Here is a 21,662-nt window from a genome sequence, read left to right as displayed (position 1 = left end):
GATTCTTCATGGTAAGCAGCGTAACATCGACAACCGATACAACCTCCGCCTCGGCCCAGATGAAAAAGGACCTTGGCTTTACCAGCGATGACTTTTTGAAGCTCTTCATCGCCCAGCTGCAGAACCAGGACCCCCTGAACCCCCAGGACTCCTCGGCATTCTTGAGCCAACTGGCCCAGATGTCCCAGGTGGAACAGGCGTATAACACGAACACGAACCTGACCAGCCTGCTCACGGCCCAGAACAACACGACCAGCATGAACAGCGTGTCGTTCATCGGCAAGACCGTCAAGGCCAACGGCAGCAGCGTGGCGCTCGACGGGACGTCGGCGGCAACGCTCCAGTACAACCTTTCCGGCGCCTCGGCATCGTCCACCATTACGATCACCGATGCCTCGGGGAACACGGTCAGAACCGCCACCGTCGCGGCGCAGTCCGCGGGGGACAACACCTATACGTGGGACGGGCGCGACAACAGCGGGGCACAGCTCCCGGCCGGAGCCTACACCTTCTCCGTATCGAGCACGTCGTCCAGCGGCTCCGCCCTGACGGCGACGACCTACACGACCGGCACGGTGGACGGCGTGGCCTTTGTCAACGGCACCCCTACCCTCACCATCGGCTCCGTGTCCGTGGCCTTGTCCGACGTCATCAACGTTAAGGGGGCGTAATCGGCAAAATGGTAGACCAGATATTTTTTCCAAACCCCGTCCAGCCGGGAAGGCAAGAACGCCCCCAGCCGCAGCAACCGACGAGCGGACAGGTTTCGGATTCTTCGTTTGCCCGTGTACTGGATGAAAAGCTCCCGACCCAGGGGGTAAAGTTCTCGCAACACGCCCAGGAGAGGCTCAAATCGCGCAACATCGTCCTCTCCGCCAACGACATCGCCAACCTCGAAGGGGCTGTCAACAACGTGGCCCAAAAGGGTGGCAAGGAATCTCTGGTCATGATGAAGGATGCGGCACTGGTGGTGAGCATCACGAACCGCACCGTGGTAACCGCACTGGACAGAAACCAGATGCAGGGCAACGTGTTCACGAATATCGATTCAGCAGTCATCATCTGATAACGAAACAGGGCTGGACCTCCTTGAGGAAGCCCCGAAGCGCCGACCGATTGACGCGCTTCACCCAAACCCACAAAGAATAAAGGAGGCATCACCATGGGTCTTACATCCGCAATGTTTACCGGCGTCAGCGGCCTTCTGGCCAACGCCGATGCGATCAACGTCATAGGCAACAACCTGTCCAACGTCAATACCGTCGGGTACAAGGACTCCCGTACGCTCTTTTCCGACATGCTTTCCCTGAACGTCGGCAACAATTCCCAGATCGGCACCGGCGTGAAGGTGCAGAAGATCGACAACCTGTTTTCGGCCGGGTCGTACGAGAGCAGCACGAACGTGACCGACGTGGCCATCCAGGGCGACGGCTTTTTCGTACTGGCCAGCCCCAATGCCACCACGGCTACCGCCTCGACGGCATATTACACCCGGGCCGGTTCCTTCCGGCTCGACAGCACCGGCCTCGGCCTGGTGAACCCCGACGGCTACAAGGTGGTCGATACGGCCGGCAACGCCATCGTGTTCAGCCAGACGGCGACGGACGCCAGCGGTAATACGCTCCAGTTCCAGAAGGTTTCGGCCATCGATTCGACCGGCACCATCACGCTCCTGTATGCGGACGCCAACGGCAATACGGCCACCCTCGCCTATGCCGGGGCGGGTGTTGCGCCCACGCCGGCCGCGACGGCGGTCAAGATTGCCGAGGTCAAAATCCCCAATCCCCAGGGCATGCTCAAGCAGGGGGGGACGCTCTTCACGCTGACCACCTCCTCGGGCACCCCGGTGGCCCCGGCGACCGGCGTCTTCGCCAGTGCCAACGGCACCAGCGAAAAGCTGCTCTCCAACGACCTGGAGTACAGCAATGTGGACATGGCGACGGAGTTCGTGAACATGATCGCCACCCAGCGGGCCTATTCGTCCAACTCCAAGACCATCACCACGGCGGACGAGATGACCCAGGAAGTGATCAACCTGAAGCGGTAATCGAACTGCCGGCAGGTGTGCGGAGGCGCGTCCCGCGTTGCAGAACGCGCCTCCGCATCGGTTTAATAGGTTGCATTGGCGGCGAATTAGTTTTAATAAGGTACTACTTGTCAACTTCATTGGAATCAGCATTGATGAGCACGGAGGAAGAAGATGGCCAAGGACGATCAGGCTGCTGTTGAAACGGAAGGCGGAGGCGGCAACAAGAAGCTGTTTATCATCATCGGGGCTGCCGTTGCAGTAGCGGTTATCCTGGGTGCCGTTGTCTTCATGTTGGGGGGTAAGGGCGACAAGAAGGATAAGGGCAAGGACGAGGCCAAGGTGGAAGGCAAGGCCGAAACCAAGGCCGAGGGCGCCAAGGGGGGCGAAGCGGGCGGCAAGGAAGGCGCGGCCGCCAGCAACATCTATCCCCTGGAACCGTTCATCGTCAATATCTACGACGGCCAGGAACTGCGCTACCTCAAAGTAAAGGTGGAGATGGAGATGGTCGGCGTCGGGGTCAAGGCGGAGATCGATGCGCGCCTGGCGCCCATCCGGGATTCGATCCTGGTGCTGTTGAGCGCCAAGACCCTTCAGGATGTCCAGGATGTCCAGGGTAAAAACCAGCTCAAGGAAGAGATCCTGGGGGCGATAAACAAGGTTCTTCCACCCGGCAAGGTCGCCAAGATCTACTTTACCGATTTCGTCGTCCAGTAGGGCCGCGCCGCCGATTATGGAAAAAATCCTCACAAAAGCGGAAATCGAGGCGCTCCTCAACGCCGTCTTCGACGGCAGGATCGAGCCGGAGAAGGAACTGGCCAAAACCGAAGGGACTGCCGTCAGTTACGACCTCTTCAACACGGAGGCCCACAAGGGGTTCGTCCCCAACCTGGACATCGTCTACGACAGCCTGATCCGCTATAATCGCGTCACCCTTTCCAATCGGCTGAGGAAGGTCGTGGAGATCAAGAAGGTCGGCGCCCGCTCCTACAAGTTCGACGATTTCCTCCAGACCCTGCCGTCGCCCGCGTGCATGGCCATCTTCAAGATCGAACCGCTGAAGGGGGCGGCACTGATCGCCTTCGACAGCCCGCTGGTGCTCTCCCTGGTGGACAGCCTGCTGGGTGGTGCCGGCAATTCCAAGGGACCGGTGGTCAACCGGCTGTTCACCTCCATCGAGGTCCGGCTGGTGGAAAAGATCGCCAAGGACATCCTGCAGGATTTCGAGAAGGCCTGGGCGCCGCTCTACGCGACCCACATGAACCTGCTGCGCATGGAGATGAACCCGCGCCTGGTCAACATCGTCCCGCCCGAGTACCAGATCGTGGCCATGTCGCTCAAGATCCAGATCGAAGAAACCGTGGGGAACATCGTGTTCGCCGTTCCCTACATGACCATCGATCCCATACGGGACAAGCTCAAGGCGGGCATGCAGTTCGACCTGATGGCCATCGATCCGCAATGGTCGTACCGGCTCTCGTCCGAAATCCTCGAGGCCCCGCTGGAGATCTCCGTGGAGATGGGCAATGCCAATATCTCCCTGCGGGAGCTGCTGGACCTTGCGGTGGGGGATACGATCATGCTGGATAAACCCTGTTCCAGCGAACTGCTGGTCAAGGTCGAAGGGATGCCGAAGTATGATTGCGTCCCCGGCATCCGCCATGGCAACAAAGCAATCCAGATAACCAAGATAAAAGGGGGCAGCAGTGAGTGACAAGCCTGAAGTGAACGAGTCGGAACAGGATAGGAAGAACCTCGACTTCATCCTTGACATCCCCTTGCAGGTGACCGTGGAACTGGGCCGCACCAAGCTGCTGGTCAAGGACGTGCTCCAGCTGAACCAGGGGGCGGTGGTGGAACTGACCAAGCTGGCCGGCGAACCTTTGGATATCTTTGTCAACTCCAAGCTTGTGGCCCGGGGCGAGGCGGTCGTCATCAACGACAAGTTCGGCGTGCGTCTGGTCGATATCGTCAGCCCCAACGAGCGCGTGGAGAAAATTTTGTGAGAGGTGCGGTAACCGCACTGCTCCTCTGCCTGCCATCCATCGCCTGCGCCGAAAGCACCACCGGACAGGAATTCAGCTTTTTCTCCAGCTTTCTCCAGATGATTGCCGCGTTGGCCGTTGTTGTTGGCCTGATCCTCGTAACGTGGCATTTTTTCAACAAGTTCACCCGGGGAGTGACGGCCGGCCGCTCCGCCACACGGCATATCCGCCTGGTGGAAAGCCGCTACATCGCCCCCAAAAAGGCGCTCATACTCGTTGAGGTGGGCGGGGAGTACCTGCTCCTGTCGTGTACCGACGACCGTCTCAGCCTCATCAAGCACATCGATATGCTCGAAGAGATAGAGGTACTCCCGGAGGGGAAAGACCCCGCAACCGGTTTTGCCGGGATTCTGGACAGGCTACGATCATGAAAATGAACAGTATGACAAAAAGGGTATGCTTTCTGGCGGTTCCCGCCGTGGTGCTGCTGGCCGCCGCCGTGGCCCTGGCCGAACCGCTGCCGTTCCCCTCGCTGAATATCGGCGTCGGCACGGCGAGCAAGCCGGGCGACGTCGCCATGACCATCCAGATATTCCTGCTGCTGACGGTGCTCTCCCTGGCGCCGGGCCTTTTGATCATGACGACCTCGTTCACCCGGATCTCGGTCGTGCTCTCCTTCGTGCGCACCGCCATGGGAACCCAGCAGGCGCCCTCCAACCAGATCATCCTGGCGCTCTCCATGTTCCTGACCTTCTTCATTATGAGCCCGGTTTGGCAGCAGATCAACAAGGAGGCCTACCAGCCCTGGAAGGCCCAGCAGATCACCCAGGACCAGGCACTGGAGCGGGCCGTCAAGCCGATGCGCACGTTCATGCTGTCCCAGACCCGGGAAAAGGACCTGGCGCTGTTCGTGAGCCTCTCCAAGCTGCCGCGCCCCAAGAATGCCGACGACATCCCGACCCTGACCATCATCCCGGCCTTCATGATTTCGGAGTTGCGGACCGCCTTCCAGATCGGCTTTCTGATCTACATCCCCTTTATCGTGGTTGACATGGTGGTGGCCTCGGTCCTGATGTCCATGGGCATGATGATGCTGCCGCCGGTCATGATCTCGCTCCCTTTCAAGATCCTCCTGTTCGTGCTGGTCGACGGATGGGGGCTGGTAATAGGGTCGTTGGTGAAGAGTTTCGGCTAACAACACGGCTCGGGGCACGGCCGCGGCAGTACCCGTCCCCGGGCCCCGCAGAGGTTTCCATGACACCCGAATTCGTCGTTCAACTCGCACGCCGCAGCTTTGAGGCGACGCTCCTGCTGGCCGCGCCGCTGCTCGTCTTCAGCCTGGTGGTGGGGTTGCTCATCAGTATCTTCCAGGCGGTGACCTCCATCAACGAGGCGACCCTGACCTTTGCCCCGAAGATCATCGCCGTGATGGTTGCCATGATCATTTTCTTCCCCTGGATGATGAGCTATATGAGCGATTTCACCCGCGAGGTGTACTCCTTCATCGCCACCATGCGGCGCTGACATGGTGCCGGCCCGCTGCCATGAAGGGCTGCCCGTGGCGAGCCCGGGACAGCCGCGTGCCAGCAGGCCGCAGGCGGGGGGTTAGGGCATGCTGCCGCTCCTCCCCTTCCCCTCCCCGCGCGAGGTGATCATCTTTGCCCTGGTGCTGAGCCGGGTGGCCGGCATCTTTGCCGCGCTGCCCCTCTTCGGCGGCCGCCGCCTGCCGATGAACATCAAGGCGCTTTTGGTGTTCATGATCACGCTGGTCTGCTTCCCGGTCCTGAAGATCACGCCGCCGCCGATGCCGACAGACGCATTCACGCTGGGGCTTCTGGCCCTGAGCGAGGTGATGGTCGGGCTGACGCTGGCGTTCATCGCCCAGATCGTCTTTGTGGCCGTGGAGTTCAGCGGGCAGATCGTCGGCATACAGATGGGGCTGACGATCTCCTCGATCATCGATCCCACCATGGGGACCCAGGTCCAGATCATGTCCGTCCTGCAGAGCCTGTTCGCCACGCTGCTCTTTCTGGCCCTGGACGTCCACCACGTCTTCATCCGGGCCGTCGTGGACAGTTTCAGCGTCATCCCCATCGGGGGATGGCACCTTACCGGCGAGCTGATCACCTTCCTGATCCAGCGGACCTCGGACATTTTCGTGATCGGCATCCGCCTGGCCGCGCCCGTCATGGTGGCCCTGCTGCTGGCCAGCGTGGCCCTGGGCGTCATGGCGCGGGCCTTTCCGCAGATGAATATCTTCATCGTCAGCATGCCCCTGAACATCGGGCTCGGCTTCCTCATCATGGGGGGAACGCTGCTGATCTTTTTCCATGTTTTGGAGGTGTCATTCGGCAACCTGAAGGGGCAGATCGATACCCTGTTCCGGCTGATGGCAAAGGGGGGATGACACCTGGCGGAAGATTCCGACAAGCACTCCAAAACAGAACAACCGACGGCAAAAAAACTCAGCGAAGCACGGAAAAAGGGGGCACCGCCCAAAAGCCAGGTGCTCACCTCGTCGCTTACCCTGCTGGCCGGGATCGTCAGTCTCTACATCTTCGGCAGCTACATGATGGACGGCCTGAAAAAGCACATGGTGGCGATCCTGAGCACCATGGGCACCTTCGACCTGACCGAGTCCAACATGTACACGCTGTCGCTCAAGCTCTTTGCCCTGGTGATCACCGTCATCGTCACGGCGATACTGGCGAATATCATCCAGGACAACGGGCAGATGGATTTCCGGACCGAGCGCCTCGAGTTCGACATCACGCGGCTCAACCCCATGAACGGCTTCGGCAGGCTCTTCAACAAGGACGCGCTGATGGAGATGGTGAAGTCGCTCCTCAAGCTCCTGGTGGTGGGCTACGTCACCTACCGGGTCATGAAGGACGAGAGCCAGAACATCGCGTTTCTGGCCGCGGCCGACATCGAGACGATCATCACCTATGTGGGGCACATCGCCTTCCAGATCATAACCCACGCCTGCGGGGTTCTGATCGTGCTCGGCGTCCTGGACATGATGTACGTCAAGTGGCGCTACATCGACAACCTCAAGATGACCAAGCAGGAGGTCAAGGAAGAGACGAAAGAGCAGGACGTCTCGCCGGAGATCAAGGGCAAGATCAAGAAGATGCAGTTCCAGATGGCGCGGCGCAGGATGATCAAGATCGTCCCGACCGCCGACGTCGTCATCACCAACCCGACCCACTACGCCGTGGCCCTCAAGTACGACCGGGAGCGGATGCTCGCCCCGGTGGTCATTGCCAAGGGGGCTGACGTGATGGCCCAGGCCATCAAGAAAATCGCCAAGGAGCACAAGGTCATCCTGGTGGAAAACCGGTTCCTGGCCCGGGAGTTGTACGACCAGGTGGACGAAAATGCCCCGATCCCCGAGTCGCTCTATGCCGCGGTTGCGGAGGTGCTGGCCTATGTGTACCGCCTGAAGGGCAAGATGTAGCGCTGGCGGCGGGGGCGCGATGCAGGTCAAAATTATGACAATTTCAAGGAATTGACACGTGGGCGATGGGCGGTGCATCGCCGCCGAAGAAGCGTTTTCACTGGCTTCGGCGGCCACGGGCCCCCCGTGGGGCGGCTTCTGGCGCGGCATGGAAAATGCATAAAACAGATGGTTTTTTAGGTACCTCCAGGTAACGAGCGACAACGGAAACGGCAATGGCAAACGGAACGACTGAAGCGATAGAATTACGGGGCTTCCGTAAAAATTCGGATATCTATGTGGCGATAGCCCTGATCGGCGTGCTTTCGCTGATGATCATCCCGTTGCCGGCATTCGTCCTGGACCTGTTCCTGGCGACCAATATCACCATAGCCCTTTCCATTCTGCTGGTCTGCCTCTACACGCAGCACCCCCTCGATTTTTCCGTGTTCCCTTCCGTGCTGCTGGTTACCACGCTGTTCCGCTTGGCCCTCAACATCGCTTCGACCCGGCTGATCCTGTTGCATGGCAGCGAGGGGGTCGAGGCGGCCGGCTCGGTCATCAAGGCCTTCGGCCAGTTCGTGGTCGGGGGGAATTACGTCGTCGGAGCGGTCATCTTCCTGATCCTGGTCATCATCAATTTCGTGGTCATCACCAAGGGCGCCGGCCGCGTGGCCGAGGTCACGGCCCGCTTCACCCTGGATGCCATGCCGGGCAAGCAGATGGCCATCGATGCCGACCTCTCGGCCGGCATGATCACCGAAAAAGAGGCCAAGGCCCGGCGCATCAAGATCTCCCGCGAAGCCGACTTCTACGGCTCCATGGACGGCGCCAGCAAGTTCGTCCGCGGCGATGCCGTGGCCGGCATCCTGATCGTCCTGGTCAATATCTTCGGCGGGCTGGTCATCGGTGTCTGGCAGCAGGGGATGCCGCTCCAGGCCGCCCTGGCCAACTATACCCTCCTGACCATCGGCGAGGGGCTGGTGGCCCAGATCCCGGCCCTGATCATCTCCACCGCGGCCGGCATCATCGTGACCCGGTCGGCCGACGAGAACAACTTCGGCGTCGAAATTACCGGCCAGTTCATGAATTACCCCAAGGCGTTCTACGTCTCGTCGGGGGTGTTGTTCCTTTTCGCCCTGATTCCGGGCCTGCCGCACTTCGCGTTCCTGCTCCTTTCGGGCGTGGCCCTTCTGGCCGGCAAGATGGCGCGGGAAAAGGCCCAGATCGTGGAAGAGGTGGGGCTGCCCGAAGCCGCCTCCGGCGAGGAGGCCATCGACCAGGCTTCCACCATCCGGCCGCTGGACGTGCTGGAACTGGAGGTCGGCTACGGCCTCGTCCCCATGGTGGACGCCTCCCAGGACGGGGAGCTCTTGGAGCGCATCCGTTCGATCCGCCGCCAGTACGCCCAGAAGATGGGGTTCGTCGTTCCCCCCATTCATATCCACGACAACCTGCAGCTCAGGCCGTACGAGTACAATCTGCTTATCCGCGGGGCCCGTGTCGGCGGCAGCGAGCTGACCGGCCAGTACCTGGCCATGGATTCGGGCGCGGTGACCGCAGCCTTGCCGGGGACCGCCACCAAGGAGCCGGTATTCGGGTTGCCGGCGGTCTGGATCCGCTCCGACGACCGGGACCAGGCCCAGATCAACGGCTATACCGTCGTGGACAGCACCACGGTGGTGGCGACGCATATCAGCGAGATCATCAAGCGCTATGCCCACGAACTGGTGGGGCGCCAGGAGCTTCAGCAACTGCTGGACAACGTTGCGGTGAGCGCCCCCAAGGTCGTGGAGGAACTGATCCCCAACCAGCTCAACCTGGGCACGGTCCTGCGGGTGGTCAAGGCCCTGCTCAGGGAAGGGGTGTCGATCCGGGACATGCGCACCATCCTGGAGACGCTGGCCGACTATGCCGGCCTTACCAAGGACCCGGACGTGCTGACCGAGTTCGTGCGCCAGGGACTCGGCCGCTTCATCGTCGATCAATACAAGCTGGACGACGACACCCTGTACCTCATCGCCCTGGACCGCGAGGTGGAGGACGCCATCGCCGAGGCCATCCAGCCGTCGGACCAGGGAAGTTTCCTGGCGATCGAGCCGAGCGTCGCCCAGCAGATCATCACCACCATCCGCACCATGGCGGACCGTTTCGGTTCGAGCGGCGCGCAGCCGGTGCTGTTGGCGTCGCCCACCATCCGCCGGCATGTCCGGAAGCTGATAGAGCGTTTCGTGCCGCACATGGCGGTGCTTTCCCACAATGAAATTCCGCAGAACATTAAAATCCAGTCGCTAGGGGTGGTAAGCGTCAATGCTGGTTAAGACCTTTCAGGCAGCAAGTATGGCGGAAGCGCTCCGCATGGTTAAGGCCGAACTCGGCCCGGATGCCATGATCCTGTCCACCAAGAAGGAGAATACCGGCGGGATTCTCGGCTTTTTCAGCAAGTCGGTCTATCGCGTGACCGCCGCCATAGAGCCGGTGCCGCGGCCGGCCCCCGCCCCGGCCTATGTCCCCACCCCCCGTCCCCGGCCGGAACGGGAGCGGACGGCGAAAGAGGAGTTGGAAGGCTCCATGTTCGCCCCCCTGGCGCGGGAACTCAAGGAGTTGCGCGAGAAGGTCGATGCCCTCTCCCGGCGCGAGGACGAAGCAAGGAAGCCGGCGGCCACGGGGGAAGGCCAAGGCCAGGAAGAGCCCCAGCCCCTCGGTTTCAACCTGAAAAACGTGCCCCGCGAGGACCTGGAGGAGATCAAGAAACTCCTGCTCAACACCCTGGCCAAAAGCCAGGAAGGGGGCGCCAGGACGGTGCAGTGGCCCAATGCGGCGGAAACGCCCCCGGCGGAGCCCCAGAGCGGGCTGGAACTGCTGCCCGAGGATTCGCCCCTGGCGCGGGAACTGGTCCAATCCGGCATCTCCACGGACCTTATCAGAAGGATCCTGGACACCCTCAACGCCCTGCCGGGCGAGGACGGCAGCCAGAGCCTCAAGAGCCGCCTGGGGGCCACGTTCTCCAAGCTGATCAAGTTTGCCGGCACCCTCAAGATGCGCAAGAACTCCCCCCGGATCATCGCCCTGGTGGGGCCGACCGGCGTGGGCAAGACCACCACCACCGCCAAGCTGGCGGCCATGTATGCCCTCAACCGGGGCAACAAGGTGGCGCTCATCACCATGGACATTTTCCGCGTGGGCGCGGTGGAACAGCTCAAGACCTATTCCCGCATCATGGGGATCCCCCTGGAGGTGGCCTCCACCCCCAAAGAGCTGGAAAAGGCCGTGGAAAAACACTCCGCCTGCGACCTGATCTTCATCGATACGGCCGGCAGGAGCCACAAGGACAAAGAGAAGCTGGACGAGATGAAGAACTTTCTCGACAACAAGACCCCGATCGAGGTCTACCTGTGCCTCTCCGCCACCACCAAGGACCGGGAGCTTGAAGAGATCCTCAACCGCTTCAAAATTTTCCAGGTCAGCAAGGTGGTGTTCACCAAGATCGACGAGAGCGAGAGCTTCGGGAACATGGTCAACCTGCTGATGAAGGACAACCTCCAGATAGCCTATTTCACCACCGGACAGCGGGTGCCGGAGGATATCGAAGTTGCGACCTCCGCCAAACTGGCCGACATGATCCTGCGGGAGGCGTCCGAATGAGCACGGTGACCGGAACAGGCGACCAGGCAGATACCTTGCGCCAGATGGCCCGGCAGAGCCGGAGAAACGCCGCGGCGGAGCATTCCGAAACGGCCGCTGCCGGCGAGGAACGCGGCATTCGCGTCATCTCGGTGACGAGCGGCAAGGGGGGCGTGGGCAAGAGCAACGTGGTTTCCAACCTGGCCATGGCCCTGTCCGCCCAGGGAAAACAGGTGCTGATCGTCGATGCGGACCTGGGGCTCGGAAACCTGGATGTGCTTTTGGGGCTCTCCCCCGCCTATAACCTGAACCACGTGCTCAACGGCGAGAAGAGCATCAGCGAGATCATCATCGACGGCCCGGCCGGCATCAAGGTGATCCCGGCCGGCTCCGGCGTCCAGGAGGTCACCAGCCTGAGCCAGCACGACAAGCTCAGGCTGCTGGACGAACTCGACATCCTGGAGGAGCAGTTCGACATCATGATCGTGGATACCGAGGCCGGCATCTCCGAAAATGTGACCTACTTCACCGTGGCCGCCCAGGAGATCATCGTCGTGGTCTCTCCCGAGCCCACCTCCATAACCGACGTGTATGCCCTGATCAAGCTCCTGGCGACGCGGTATTCGGAGCATCATTTCAAGGTGCTGGTCAACATGGCCAAGGACAGTGAGGACGCCCTGGAGGTGTTCCGCAAGCTGGCCAACGTGGCCGGCCGTTTTCTCGACATCTCCCTGGACTACCTGGGATGCGTCGTCAAGGACGAAAAGGTGGTGGAGGCGGTCAAGCGGCAGAAGGCGGTGTACGACCTCTTCCCCGATTCCGAGGCCGCCGGCTGCTTCACCACCCTGGCCAGGAGGGTCATCGAAAATACGCGTCAAACCAGGCTCAAGGGGAACATCCAGTTTTTCTTCCGGCGGTTCCTCGATAATCCTACGGGCGGTTAAGGCGTGGGCGCCGTCAAGCAAAACTGCCCCTACGCCGAGGCCGAACCGATGCTGCGCGATACCCTGATCATGGAAAACATGCCCATGGTCAAGTATCTGGTGGGGCGTATCGTCCCCCAGCTTCCGCCCCATCTGGACCCCCAGGACCTGACGAGCGCGGCGGTGATCGGCCTGATAAATGCCGCCGACAGGTTCGACCCGGCACGGGGGGTGCTGTTCAAGACCTTTGCCGAGCAGCACGTGCGGGGGGCCATTATCGATGAACTGCGCTCCTACGATATTCTGAGCCGCTCCATGCGCGAGAAGTACAAGCGCCTGGAGCGGGAAGTGACGACCCTGGAACACGCCCTGGGCAGGAACCCCACCAGCGAGGAGGTGGCCAAGGCGCTTTCCATCAGTCTCGACGAATACTTCGACCTGTTGGACGATGTGCATGTGCTCACCTTTCTCAGCCTGGACGACAGTTGGGAGGACGATGAGGGCAACTCGCTCACCCTGGCGGATGTGCTGAGCGAACAGGAGGAGAAGAGCCCGCAGCACCAAGTCATGCGGATGCAACTGGTCCAGGCGCTGGGGAGTGCCATCGAGGCCCTGCCGGACAAGGAGCGGCTGGCCGTGACGCTCTACTACAACGAGGGGATGAACCTCAAGGAAATCGGCGCGATCGTGAGTCTGACCGAATCGCGCATATCGCAGCTCCTCAGCCAGGCCATGATCCGGCTGAAAAGCAAGCTGAAGCTGTACCGGGACTAAAGGAGGCTTTACATGAACAGTGGCATGTATTCGGCGCTTTCGGGCAATATCGCGGCCATGAAGCGGATGGACACCATCAGCAACAACCTGGCCAACGTGAATACCCCGGGCTTTAAAAAAGACAAGATGACCTTCGAGGGGTTGGTCACCAGCGCCACCACGCCACCGGCGTATCCCCAGGCCAGGACTGCCGACCCGATCATGCAGAAGGAGACCGTTTACATCGACTACGCCAGCGGTCCGGTCAGCCAGACCGGCAATACCCTGGACGTGGCCCTCGACGGCGACGGTTTTTTTGCCGTTTCGACCCCCAGCGGAACCGCCTACACCCGCCAGGGCAATTTTCGGCTGACCGCGAACGGAACGCTGGTCACGACGGACGGCTATCCGGTTCTGGGGCAGGGGGGCGAAATCACCATCAAAGGCAGCAAGGTCGACATCAACGCCAAGGGCGAGATCACCGTGGACGGCACCGCGGCAGGGGCCTTGAACCTGGTGGATTTCCCCAAACCCTATAAGCTGACGAAAGCGGGCAGCGCGCTGTTCGTGCCGGCCGATGCGCAGGCCGCCGCGCCCCAGCCCGCCAAGGCGGAGATCCGCCAGGGGCACCTGGAGGGTTCCAATGTGGACACGGTCGGCGAGATGGTGCAGATGATCGAAAACAACCGCTACTTCGAGGCCTGCCAGCGGGTGATACTGAGTTACGACAACATGGCCACCAAGGCCGCCAATGATCTGGGCAGACTGTAAGGAATTCTCACAATATTAAACGAAAAGAGGAGTGGAAACCATGTTACGAGCGCTTTGGACCGCCGCTTCGGGTATGCAGAGCCAGCAGACGAATATCGACGTCATTGCCAACAACCTGGCCAACGTCAACACGACCGGCTTCAAGAAAAGCCGGGCCGATTTCCAGGACCTGATCTACCAGAACCTGAAGACGACCGGCTCCCCGTCCACCAACACCACCCAGGTGCCGACCGGCATCCAGATCGGTCTCGGGACGCGCCTTGCCGCCGTCACCAAGATCTTCACCTCCGGCGATCTCACCCAGACCGGCAACGACCTGGACATGGCCATCGAGGGTGACGGCTTTTTCCAGATCCAGATGCCCGACGGCACGACGGCGTACTCGCGCGCCGGCGCCTTCAAGAAGGACAGCACGGGCCGGGTCGTCACCTCCGACGGCTACCCGCTGCTGCCCGAGGTCGTCATCCCGACCAACGCCACCAAGATCAGCATCGGCAACGACGGGACCGTGTCGGTGACCCAGGCGGGTCAGACCGCCCCCACCAACGTGGGGAACATCCAGCTGGCCCAGTTCGCCAACCCGGCGGGGCTTTCGGCCCAGGGGAAAAACCTGTTCCTCCAGACGGATTCCTCCGGCAACGCCACCACCGGCACCCCGGGGCAGACCGGCATCGGCACCATCTCCCAGGGGTTCCTGGAGATGAGCAACGTCAACGTGGCGAGCGAGATGGTCAACATGATCGTGGGCCAACGGGCGTACGAAATCAATTCCAAGGCGGTACAGGCGGGCGACGAGATGCTTCAGACCGCCAACAACATGAAGAGGTAATCGGGCGGCTTTTTGATGGCTGCGCCGACGGAGCAGGACCGGACGAACATATGATACGACGATTTATCGGCATATTCCTTTTGTGTCTCCTCCTGGCGCCGCCCCTGGCGACGGCGGCCCCGGCGCGGCAGGAGGTTTCGGCGGGCGAGGCCAGGGTCCACGAGGCCGTGTCCGGGTACATCCGGGAGAAGACCGCCCATCTCGGGCTGGAGATCCGCATCAAGCGGATCAGCGTCAACGGCAACCCGTCCCTGCCGGAGGGGCCGCTGGATTTCGAGGTGGTGGCCCCGCAGCAGTGGGAGGGGTGGGGCAGCGCCAACCTGGCGGTGGTTGCCCGGCAGCGCGACCGCGTGGTGCTGAATATCCCGGTCCAGGTGGAGGTCGAGGCGCTGGCCGATATGGTGGTCGCCCTGCGGCAGCTTGACTACGGCACGGTTATCACCGGGGCGGACGTGACGCTGCAGAAGCGGGATGTGGCCACGGTGGGGAGCAAGTACAGCCGGAGCCTGGACAGCGTCGTCGACAGGCGGGCGAGGATGCCCATCAAGGCCAATGCCGCCATCCGCACCGACCAGGTGGAAAAGGTCCCCCTGATCAAATCCGGTCAGATGGTGACCATTGTGGCCGAAAACGAGGTTATGAAGATTACCGTCACCGGCCGGGCCAGGAGTGCCGGCGCGGAGGGGGACACCATCATGGTGCAGAACCTGAGCTCACTCAAGGAGATCCCGGCGAAGGTGATCAATGCCACGACGGTACAGGTGGGGTTTTAGGTGCACGGGAAAAAAGGATACGGTATGAAACGGAGCATATGTCTTCTTCTGATGCTGCTGTGCGCGGGCTGCGCCGAGCAGAGAACCGAGATCAGGACGGTCGGCCTCGACGAGCAGATTCCGAAAGCGCCCCTGGATTATTCCAGCGGCTCCCTCTGGCAGGCGGCCTCCTCGGGCGGCATCACCGAGGATGCCAAGGCGCGCCGGCGGGGGGACATCATCACCATCGTCATCTCGGAAACCGCCAGCGCATCCAAAAAGGCCAACACCGCCACCGGGCGAAGTTCGGCGGTCAGTGCGGGCATGCCCAATTTCCTGGGCCTGGAGAAGGCCGGCATCCTCAAAAGCAACATGGACCTGAGCCAGCTGATCAACGCCAACGTCGATTCGACCTTTTCCGGCTCCGGTTCCACCTCGCGCCAGGAAAACCTGACGGCAACCATCTCCGCCAAGGTGATCGACGTGCTTGCCAACGGCAACCTGCTGATCGAAGGGCGGCGAAACGTCAAGGTCAACAACGAGGACCAGGAGATCATCCTGACCGGCACCGTGCGCCCGCGGGACATCAGCCCGGACAATGTGGTCAACTCCATTTATGTTTCCGACGCAAAGATCAGCTACTCCGGGCGGGGCATCATCTCCGACCGGCAAAGCCCGGGCTGGCTGATGAACATCGTCGACAAGATCTGGCCTTTCTAAGGTCCGTTGCACAAAGGTGATGTGAAATGAGAACAATAGTCGTCCTTACCATGCTCGCCCTGTTTCTGGCTTCCACTGCCCATGCCATCAGGATCAAGGATATTGCGGCCTTCGAAGGGGTGCGCGAGAACCAGCTGGTCGGCTACGGCCTGGTCGTCGGCCTCAACGGCTCCGGCGACAGCGATCAGGCCTCGATCCATCTCCAGTCCGTCGTCAATATGCTGGAGCGTATGGGGATCACCACCAACGTCGGTTCCATCAAGCTGAAAAACGTGGCCGCGGTCATGGTCACGGCAACGCTGCCCCCCTTCACCAAGCAGGGCAACCAGTTGGATGTCATGGTGTCGTCCCTGGGCGATGCCAAGAGCATTGCCGGCGGCACCCTCATCATGACGCCCCTTCGGGGGGGGACGGCCAGGTGTATGCCGTGGCCCAGGGGTCGATCCTGACCAACTCCTTTGCCTTCGGCGGCCAGGCGGCCAGCGCCCAGAAAAATCACCCGACGGCCGGCAGCATCCCCAGCGGCGCCCTTGTGGAGCGGGAAATCCCCAACGTGCTGGCGGGCAAGACGACCCTGCGCCTCAATCTGCACAAGGCGGATTTCACCACCGCATCCCGCGTGGAAACGGCCATCAACGCCAAATTCAACTCGGCCGTCGCGACCACCACCGACCCGGGCTCGGTGGTCCTGCGGATCCCGGAGGCGTACGCCAACCGCCCGGTGGAGTTCGTGGCCGCCCTGGAAACCCTGGAGGTGCGCCCCGATACCCAGGCCAAGGTGGTGCTCAACGAGCGGACCGGCACCATCGTCATGGGAGAGAACGTGCGCATCTCCACGGTGGCGGTGTCCCACGGCAACCTTTCCCTCGTGATCAGGGAGACGCCCCAGGTGTCCCAACCCACGGCGCTCAGCACCGGCGGCCAAACGGTGACCGTGCCCCGTACCGAACTGAAGGTGACAGAGGAGTCGCGCCGCCTGATGGTTATGCCGGAGGGCGCCAGCATCGGCGATGTGGTGCGGGCCTTGAACCAGTTGGGGGTGACCCCCCGCGACCTGATCGGCATCTTCCAGGCCATCAAGGCCTCCGGGGCGTTGCAGGCGGACCTGTCCATTATCTGAGTCCCCGTCCCGACCTGCTGAAAACTATTTAGCCGCAGAGGCTCAAGAACGCGGCCGATGTGGCGATAAGAAAGAATAGCTATGGATATCGGCATCTCCCCGATAACAACCGATACCGACAATGCCGCCGAAAAGGCGCGGCAACTGCAGCGGCAGACAAGCGGCGCTTCGGCCGGCCTGAGCCAGCAGCAGCTCAAACAGGCCCGCAAGGTGTCCCAGGATTTCGAGGCCCTGTTCGTGGGCATGATGATGAAATCCATGCGGGCGACGGTCGGCACGGACAAGCTGACCGGGGGGGGCACGGCGAAGAGATCTACCGCTCCATGCTGGACCAGGAGTATGCCGCGGCCGCAGCCAAGCGGGGCGGCCTGGGGCTCGCCCCCATCATCGAGAAGGACATCATCCGCCAGGAAAGCCGCAATCCGGGCAAAAAGACGGACACCCGGGAATAAAGAGCGCCCATGGATAAAACACTCACCGAGATACTCACGACCCAGTTGCAGCTCCTCGAAGAGCTGCGGCTCCTCCTCGAGCGGGAGACGCGCGAGCTTGGGGACATGAACCTGGAGGCCATGGCGGAGGTGAACCGGCTGAAGGAGGAACTGACGGGGCGCATCGAGGCGCATACCGGCCCCCTGCGCCAGGCGATCGCCGCGGCCGCCCGCGCCGCCGGGCTCGGCCCGGACGCCACCCTGGGGGCAGTGGTCGCCGCAACCCGGGAGAAGGGGATTCCACGGCTGTACCGCGAACTCAATGACGCGGCCCGGCAGGTGCAGGAGCGGGCCGCCCTGAACCGGGACATTGCGGAGCGCTTCATGGCAACGGTGGGGACCTCGCTGAATTTTTTGACCCGCCTCCTCAACCAGGCGAGCGTGTACGGTGCATCGGGCGGCTACCAGCAGCAGCGCCCGACGGGCGCGTCCATCATCAACAAGGAGGCATAGATGAGCCTTAATTCCATAATGCAGATCGGCAAGAGCGGCCTCAACGCCTACCAGATAGCAACCGAGGTCACCGGTGAGAATATCGCCAACGTCAATACGCCCGGCTATTCCCGCCAGCGGGCCGTCCTGGAGACCGCGCCCCAGACCATGTCCAACGGTTTCTCCATCGGTACCGGCGTCAACATCACCACCGTGGAGCGGTACTACGACAGCCTGCTGCAACAGCAGATGGTGACCGGCCAGACCACCCTCGGTTACGACACGACCAAATCCACCGTGCTGCAGCAGATCGAACCCAGCTTCAACGAGGTCAAAAACGACGGCCTGGGCGACGCCATCTCCAAATTTTTCGGGGCCTGGCAGGACCTGACCCTCAATCCGGGCGGCACGGCGGAGCGCCAGGCGGTCCTGACCCGCGCCCAGATCCTGGTGGACGACTTCCATGCCGTCAGCAAGACCCTGAACGACACCATCACCACCCAGAATACCTCGCTCGTCTCCATGACGGACAGCATCAACGCCACCCTGAAGGATATCGCCCAGCTCAACAGCCAGATCAAGACGACCCAACTGGTAAGCGGCAACGCCAACGAGCTGAAGGACCAGCGGGACCTGCTGGTACAGAACCTTTCCAAGCAGATCGGCATCACCTATACCGAGAACAGCGACGGCACCACGGACATCAAGTTCGCGGACGGGGGTGCCGCCCTGGTGACCGGCCAGCAGGCCGGCGCCTTCTCCCTGACCACCAACGCCGCCACCGGCCTCTACGACGTCAACCTGACGCCCGCCGGCGGGGCCGCCGCGGCAGCGGTCACGCCGACCCAGGGGGCGCTGGGGGCGACCCTTGCCCTGCGCGATACGATCATCCCCGGCTACCTGAGCCAGGTGGATGCCCTGGCGAGCACGATTGCGTCCAAGGTCAATGCCCAGCAGGCGGCGGGTTTCGACATCAGCGGGCCTCCCGGCGCGGCGGGCATCGCCATGTTCAGCCCCGCCGCAAGCGCGGCAACGATCGCCATCAACCCGGCCCTCACCAGCACGGACCAGATTGCGGCCTCGGGGAGCGCCACCCTCTCGGGGGACAACAGCAACGCCGTGGCCATGGCCGCGCTGCTCAACGACACCAGCACCATGGGGGGCTCCACCTTCACCGGCTATTACAACTCCCTGGCCAGCAAGGTCGGCCTGGATGTGCAGTCGAGCCAGAACACCGTGGCCCAGGACGAGGCGTTCAGCAACCAACTGAGCACGCTGCGCGAATCCAATTCAGGGGTGTCGCTGGACGAGGAACTGACCAACCTGGTGAAATACCAGCGTTCCTACCAGGCGTCATCCAAGATCATCACCACCGCGACCGACATGATGGACACGGTCATCGGACTCATACGTTAGGAGCTGCCGCCATGCGCATTACCTCGAACATGACCGCCAATAATGCCATTTACAACCTCCAGCAGGGGCGTTCCCGGCTCGACAAGCTGCAGGAACTGTCCACGACCGAGCAGAATATCAACCGCCCGAGCGATGACCCGATCGCGGCCAGGATACTGATGGACATCGGCGACAAGCTCAAGGCCACCGACCAGTATTCGAGCAACATCACCAAGGCCAACACCTTCATGACGGTCACCAATACCGCTTTGACCGGCATATCCGATTTCCTGGCCCAGGCCAAATCCCTGGTCAACAGCGTCAGCAGCGGCAGCAACGACGCCACGGAACGCCAGACGGTGAACGACCAGCTGGTGGCGCTCAAGAAGCAGATCATCGATATGGCCAACACCCAGTCGGGGGACCAGTACGTCTTCGGGGGGGCCGACAGCAGCACGCCGCCGTTCAACACCGCCAACAACACCTATGCGGGCGACGGCACCCAGCTCCAGATCGAGGTGGCCCAGAATTCCACCCAGGCCATGAACCTCACCGGCGACCGGGTCCTCAAGGGGACCGGCACGAGCCCCAGCTACGGCACGACGGATATCCTGCAAACCTTCGACAACCTCATCGCGGCGGTGGGGGACAGCACCACCCCGAGCAACGTGACCGCCATCCAGCAGGGGGCGAAAGACCTGGAAACCGGCGCCAAGCAGATCGCCAACGCCCAGAGCGACCTGGCCGCGCGGATGATACGGCTCGAGAACATGACCAAGATGAATACCAGCAACAAAAACACCCTGGAAGATATCGCCAGCAATATCCAGTACGTCGATCTGGCCAAGCTGGGGGTGCAGCTGACCCAGCAGCAGAACGCCTTCAGTGCCGCCCTGTCCGCCACGGCCAAGATCTCCCAGATGTCGCTCCTGGATTATCTCTGAGCCGTCCTGCGCCGCTGTCCGCCAAGCGGGGCCTTCACGGCCCCGCTTTTTTTATCTCAAATGCCTTGAGTCCGTGAGAGGCGGGCCGTATACTGAACCATGCCGTTTCGTTTCCCCACAACCATCCCGCGCCGGCCCAAGCCGGTTTCCATCCGGCGCGACGTCTTCCGCCTCTCCATGCCGGTGCTCCTCTCCTCGCTGTTCCAAAGGCTGGTATCCATCGTCGATATCTTCCTGACCGGCGGTTTGGGGGCCGCCTCCATCGCCGCCACCGGGCTGGGGCAGCTCCTGATGTTCGTCACCATGACCGTGTTTTGGGGGCTGGCCACCGGAGCCACGGTGGTGATCGCCCATCTGTGGGGCGCCGGCAGGCGCGAGGAGGCCCGCCGGGCGGCCTTCGCGAGCTGCCTCGCCTGCCTGGCCATGACGGCGGTCTGCACGGCGGCGGGGGCCGCCTGGGGAGGCGACATCGCCCGCATGATGGGCGCCGCGTCCGATGTCCAGGCCCTGGCCGCCGACTACATCCGCCTGGTGTTTCTCGGCCTCGTGTGGACCACCGGCCTCAACATCCTCTCCGCCATCATGCAGGGCTCCGGGGACACCCGCACCCCCATGGAGGCGGTCATCCTGGTCAACATCCTGCACGTCGCCCTGGCCTGGCCGCTGATCTACGGCACCTTCGGGTTGCCGGCGCTGGGGGTCGAGGGGGCGGCCATCGCCATCAACAGTTCGGAATTCGTCGGCTGTTCCTACCTGCTGGTCCAGGCGGTGCGCAAGGGGCATCTCACCTTCGGCCGGCCGGACGGGCCGCTTTTCGGCAGGATCTGGCGGGTGGGCTGGCCGGTGGCCCTGGAGCGGGTCGCCCAGCAGAGCGGCCAGCTCTTCTATGCGAGCTTCATCATCGGCTACGGCACCGGCGCCTACGCCGCCCACCAGATCGGGGTCTCCATCGAGTCCCTCTCCTTCATGCCCGGCGCCGGCATGGGGATCGCCGCCGCCACGCTCATGGGGCAGGCCCTGGGGGCCGGGAAACTCCGCCGCGCCCGCATCAGCCACAACGAAGCGCTGCGGCTGGCCGTGCTGGTCATGACCCTCATGGCGCTCGTCTTCTTCTGCGCCCCCCACTACCTGATCGGGCTGTTCACCCATGACGGCGACGTCATTGCAAAGGGGAGCGTCTTCCTGCGGCTCGTGGCCTTCGCCCAGGTGCCGCTGGCGCTTTCGTTCGTCTATGCCGGCAGTCTGCGGGGAACGGGCGACACCTTCTACGTCTTCATCGTCACGCTGGTGGCCATGTGGGGGATACGGGTGGCGTTGTCGTGGGTTGCGGCCGAATGGCTGCACCTCTCCCTGTACGCCGTGTGGGGGGTCTTTCTGATCGACTGGTACTTCCGCGGGGCGGCCTTTGCCTGGAGATACCACCGACGCGACCTGCACGGCATCGCACTGTAGGGGCCT

Annotated in this window: 24 protein-coding genes and 1 pseudogene; all 25 read left to right on the top strand. The window is 62.3% G+C overall.

Features of this window, described 5'->3' with window-relative positions; genetic code table 11:
- The first annotated feature begins 8 nt into the window (after nucleotides 1-8).
- A complete protein-coding gene (locus tag FO488_RS18125; protein ID WP_149211845.1) occupies nucleotides 9-671 on the top strand; it encodes a flagellar hook assembly protein FlgD in 663 nt (220 codons plus the stop codon).
- 8 nt (nucleotides 672-679) lie between these two features.
- The gene (locus FO488_RS18120; RefSeq protein WP_149211844.1) at nucleotides 680-1,066 is read left to right on the top strand and encodes a TIGR02530 family flagellar biosynthesis protein; all 387 of its coding nucleotides are present in this window, start codon (nucleotides 680-682) and stop codon (nucleotides 1,064-1,066) included.
- Nucleotides 1,067-1,162: 96 nt separating this feature from the next.
- Nucleotides 1,163-2,047 carry a flagellar hook-basal body protein gene (locus FO488_RS18115; protein ID WP_149211843.1) on the top strand — a complete coding sequence of 295 codons (885 nt, stop codon included), beginning with the start codon at nucleotides 1,163-1,165 and terminating at the stop codon, nucleotides 2,045-2,047.
- Between the two features lie 153 nt (nucleotides 2,048-2,200).
- Nucleotides 2,201-2,743 carry a flagellar basal body-associated FliL family protein gene (locus FO488_RS18110; protein ID WP_149211842.1) on the top strand — a complete coding sequence of 181 codons (543 nt, stop codon included), beginning with the start codon at nucleotides 2,201-2,203 and terminating at the stop codon, nucleotides 2,741-2,743.
- 16 nt (nucleotides 2,744-2,759) lie between these two features.
- On the top strand, nucleotides 2,760-3,740 hold the full coding sequence (fliM, locus tag FO488_RS18105) for a flagellar motor switch protein FliM (protein WP_149211841.1): 981 nt from the start codon (nucleotides 2,760-2,762) through the stop codon (nucleotides 3,738-3,740).
- Nucleotides 3,733-4,032, top strand: coding sequence for a flagellar motor switch protein FliN (gene fliN, locus FO488_RS18100; RefSeq protein ID WP_149211840.1), 300 nt, complete (start codon nucleotides 3,733-3,735; stop codon nucleotides 4,030-4,032). Before fliM ends, fliN begins: the two co-directional genes overlap by 8 nt.
- Nucleotides 4,029-4,442 (top strand): flagellar biosynthetic protein FliO, encoded by a 414-nt coding sequence (locus tag FO488_RS18095; RefSeq protein WP_149211839.1) that lies wholly within the window; start codon nucleotides 4,029-4,031, stop codon nucleotides 4,440-4,442. The genes fliN and FO488_RS18095 overlap by 4 nt, the downstream gene beginning before the upstream one ends.
- 11 nt (nucleotides 4,443-4,453) lie before the next feature.
- Complete coding sequence (gene fliP, locus FO488_RS18090) at nucleotides 4,454-5,206, top strand: flagellar type III secretion system pore protein FliP (protein ID WP_149211838.1); 753 nt, start codon at nucleotides 4,454-4,456, stop codon at nucleotides 5,204-5,206.
- Between the two features lie 59 nt (nucleotides 5,207-5,265).
- The gene (gene fliQ / locus FO488_RS18085; protein ID WP_149211837.1) at nucleotides 5,266-5,535 is read left to right on the top strand and encodes a flagellar biosynthesis protein FliQ; all 270 of its coding nucleotides are present in this window, start codon (nucleotides 5,266-5,268) and stop codon (nucleotides 5,533-5,535) included.
- 88 nt (nucleotides 5,536-5,623) lie between these two features.
- Nucleotides 5,624-6,418: a flagellar biosynthetic protein FliR gene (gene fliR / locus FO488_RS18080; RefSeq protein WP_149211836.1), complete on the top strand. Its 795-nt coding sequence runs from the start codon at nucleotides 5,624-5,626 to the stop codon at nucleotides 6,416-6,418.
- Between the two features lie 3 nt (nucleotides 6,419-6,421).
- Nucleotides 6,422-7,471 (top strand): flagellar biosynthesis protein FlhB, encoded by a 1,050-nt coding sequence (flhB, locus tag FO488_RS18075; RefSeq protein WP_149211835.1) that lies wholly within the window; start codon nucleotides 6,422-6,424, stop codon nucleotides 7,469-7,471.
- 215 nt (nucleotides 7,472-7,686) lie between these two features.
- The gene (flhA, locus tag FO488_RS18070) at nucleotides 7,687-9,771 is read left to right on the top strand and encodes a flagellar biosynthesis protein FlhA (RefSeq protein ID WP_149211834.1); all 2,085 of its coding nucleotides are present in this window, start codon (nucleotides 7,687-7,689) and stop codon (nucleotides 9,769-9,771) included.
- Between the two features lie 19 nt (nucleotides 9,772-9,790).
- Nucleotides 9,791-11,095 carry a flagellar biosynthesis protein FlhF gene (flhF, locus tag FO488_RS18065; RefSeq protein ID WP_370514290.1) on the top strand — a complete coding sequence of 435 codons (1,305 nt, stop codon included), beginning with the start codon at nucleotides 9,791-9,793 and terminating at the stop codon, nucleotides 11,093-11,095.
- Nucleotides 11,092-12,018 carry a MinD/ParA family protein gene (locus FO488_RS18060; RefSeq protein WP_149211832.1) on the top strand — a complete coding sequence of 309 codons (927 nt, stop codon included), beginning with the start codon at nucleotides 11,092-11,094 and terminating at the stop codon, nucleotides 12,016-12,018. The genes flhF and FO488_RS18060 overlap by 4 nt, the downstream gene beginning before the upstream one ends.
- A gap of 3 nt (nucleotides 12,019-12,021) precedes the next feature.
- Nucleotides 12,022-12,771: a sigma-70 family RNA polymerase sigma factor gene (locus FO488_RS18055; protein WP_255516536.1), complete on the top strand. Its 750-nt coding sequence runs from the start codon at nucleotides 12,022-12,024 to the stop codon at nucleotides 12,769-12,771.
- A gap of 12 nt (nucleotides 12,772-12,783) precedes the next feature.
- The gene (gene flgF / locus FO488_RS18050; protein ID WP_149211831.1) at nucleotides 12,784-13,521 is read left to right on the top strand and encodes a flagellar basal-body rod protein FlgF; all 738 of its coding nucleotides are present in this window, start codon (nucleotides 12,784-12,786) and stop codon (nucleotides 13,519-13,521) included.
- Nucleotides 13,522-13,561: 40 nt separating this feature from the next.
- Nucleotides 13,562-14,350, top strand: coding sequence for a flagellar basal-body rod protein FlgG (gene flgG, locus FO488_RS18045; RefSeq protein WP_149211830.1), 789 nt, complete (start codon nucleotides 13,562-13,564; stop codon nucleotides 14,348-14,350).
- A gap of 50 nt (nucleotides 14,351-14,400) precedes the next feature.
- On the top strand, nucleotides 14,401-15,123 hold the full coding sequence (gene flgA / locus FO488_RS18040) for a flagellar basal body P-ring formation chaperone FlgA (RefSeq protein WP_149211829.1): 723 nt from the start codon (nucleotides 14,401-14,403) through the stop codon (nucleotides 15,121-15,123).
- Between the two features lie 24 nt (nucleotides 15,124-15,147).
- Complete coding sequence (locus FO488_RS18035; protein WP_149211828.1) at nucleotides 15,148-15,822, top strand: flagellar basal body L-ring protein FlgH; 675 nt, start codon at nucleotides 15,148-15,150, stop codon at nucleotides 15,820-15,822.
- 26 nt (nucleotides 15,823-15,848) lie between these two features.
- Nucleotides 15,849-16,942: pseudogene (locus FO488_RS18030) on the top strand (flagellar basal body P-ring protein FlgI).
- A gap of 323 nt (nucleotides 16,943-17,265) precedes the next feature.
- Complete coding sequence (locus FO488_RS20490; protein WP_304598762.1) at nucleotides 17,266-17,394, top strand: rod-binding protein; 129 nt, start codon at nucleotides 17,266-17,268, stop codon at nucleotides 17,392-17,394.
- 9 nt (nucleotides 17,395-17,403) lie between these two features.
- Nucleotides 17,404-17,886 carry a flagellar export chaperone FlgN gene (gene flgN / locus FO488_RS18020; RefSeq protein WP_149211827.1) on the top strand — a complete coding sequence of 161 codons (483 nt, stop codon included), beginning with the start codon at nucleotides 17,404-17,406 and terminating at the stop codon, nucleotides 17,884-17,886.
- Nucleotides 17,887-19,281 carry a flagellar hook-associated protein FlgK gene (gene flgK, locus FO488_RS18015; protein WP_149211826.1) on the top strand — a complete coding sequence of 465 codons (1,395 nt, stop codon included), beginning with the start codon at nucleotides 17,887-17,889 and terminating at the stop codon, nucleotides 19,279-19,281.
- Nucleotides 19,282-19,292: 11 nt separating this feature from the next.
- Nucleotides 19,293-20,204 (top strand): flagellar hook-associated protein FlgL, encoded by a 912-nt coding sequence (gene flgL / locus FO488_RS18010; protein WP_149211825.1) that lies wholly within the window; start codon nucleotides 19,293-19,295, stop codon nucleotides 20,202-20,204.
- Nucleotides 20,205-20,303: 99 nt separating this feature from the next.
- Complete coding sequence (locus FO488_RS18005; protein ID WP_149211824.1) at nucleotides 20,304-21,656, top strand: MATE family efflux transporter; 1,353 nt, start codon at nucleotides 20,304-20,306, stop codon at nucleotides 21,654-21,656.
- Nucleotides 21,657-21,662 lie beyond the last annotated feature (6 nt).

Origin of the sequence: Geobacter sp. FeAm09 (assembly GCF_008330225.1) — a bacterium.
In the GTDB taxonomy this organism is placed as follows: domain Bacteria; phylum Desulfobacterota; class Desulfuromonadia; order Geobacterales; family Pseudopelobacteraceae; genus Oryzomonas.
Note: the sequence above shows the minus strand (reverse complement) of the source record. Positions and strands in the feature narration are given on the sequence as shown.

What these genes read in the sequence shown, in the direction of transcription:
- fliM (WP_149211841.1), top strand. Translation starts at nt 2,760, where the DNA reads ATGGAAAAAATCCTCACAAAAGCGGAAATCGAGGCGCTCCTCAACGCC.
- flgA (WP_149211829.1), top strand. Translation starts at nt 14,401, where the DNA reads ATGATACGACGATTTATCGGCATATTCCTTTTGTGTCTCCTCCTGGCG.
- FO488_RS18110 (WP_149211842.1), top strand. Translation starts at nt 2,201, where the DNA reads ATGGCCAAGGACGATCAGGCTGCTGTTGAAACGGAAGGCGGAGGCGGC.
- fliP (WP_149211838.1), top strand. Translation starts at nt 4,454, where the DNA reads ATGACAAAAAGGGTATGCTTTCTGGCGGTTCCCGCCGTGGTGCTGCTG.
- flgK (WP_149211826.1), top strand. Translation starts at nt 17,887, where the DNA reads ATGAGCCTTAATTCCATAATGCAGATCGGCAAGAGCGGCCTCAACGCC.
- flgG (WP_149211830.1), top strand. Translation starts at nt 13,562, where the DNA reads ATGTTACGAGCGCTTTGGACCGCCGCTTCGGGTATGCAGAGCCAGCAG.
- FO488_RS18035 (WP_149211828.1), top strand. Translation starts at nt 15,148, where the DNA reads ATGAAACGGAGCATATGTCTTCTTCTGATGCTGCTGTGCGCGGGCTGC.
- FO488_RS18125 (WP_149211845.1), top strand. Translation starts at nt 9, where the DNA reads ATGGTAAGCAGCGTAACATCGACAACCGATACAACCTCCGCCTCGGCC.
- flgN (WP_149211827.1), top strand. Translation starts at nt 17,404, where the DNA reads ATGGATAAAACACTCACCGAGATACTCACGACCCAGTTGCAGCTCCTC.
- flgL (WP_149211825.1), top strand. Translation starts at nt 19,293, where the DNA reads ATGCGCATTACCTCGAACATGACCGCCAATAATGCCATTTACAACCTC.
- FO488_RS20490 (WP_304598762.1), top strand. Translation starts at nt 17,266, where the DNA reads ATGCTGGACCAGGAGTATGCCGCGGCCGCAGCCAAGCGGGGCGGCCTG.
- FO488_RS18115 (WP_149211843.1), top strand. Translation starts at nt 1,163, where the DNA reads ATGGGTCTTACATCCGCAATGTTTACCGGCGTCAGCGGCCTTCTGGCC.
- FO488_RS18005 (WP_149211824.1), top strand. Translation starts at nt 20,304, where the DNA reads ATGCCGTTTCGTTTCCCCACAACCATCCCGCGCCGGCCCAAGCCGGTT.
- flhF (WP_370514290.1), top strand. Translation starts at nt 9,791, where the DNA reads ATGGCGGAAGCGCTCCGCATGGTTAAGGCCGAACTCGGCCCGGATGCC.
- FO488_RS18060 (WP_149211832.1), top strand. Translation starts at nt 11,092, where the DNA reads ATGAGCACGGTGACCGGAACAGGCGACCAGGCAGATACCTTGCGCCAG.
- fliQ (WP_149211837.1), top strand. Translation starts at nt 5,266, where the DNA reads ATGACACCCGAATTCGTCGTTCAACTCGCACGCCGCAGCTTTGAGGCG.
- flgF (WP_149211831.1), top strand. Translation starts at nt 12,784, where the DNA reads ATGAACAGTGGCATGTATTCGGCGCTTTCGGGCAATATCGCGGCCATG.
- flhA (WP_149211834.1), top strand. Translation starts at nt 7,687, where the DNA reads ATGGCAAACGGAACGACTGAAGCGATAGAATTACGGGGCTTCCGTAAA.
- fliR (WP_149211836.1), top strand. Translation starts at nt 5,624, where the DNA reads ATGCTGCCGCTCCTCCCCTTCCCCTCCCCGCGCGAGGTGATCATCTTT.
- FO488_RS18120 (WP_149211844.1), top strand. Translation starts at nt 680, where the DNA reads ATGGTAGACCAGATATTTTTTCCAAACCCCGTCCAGCCGGGAAGGCAA.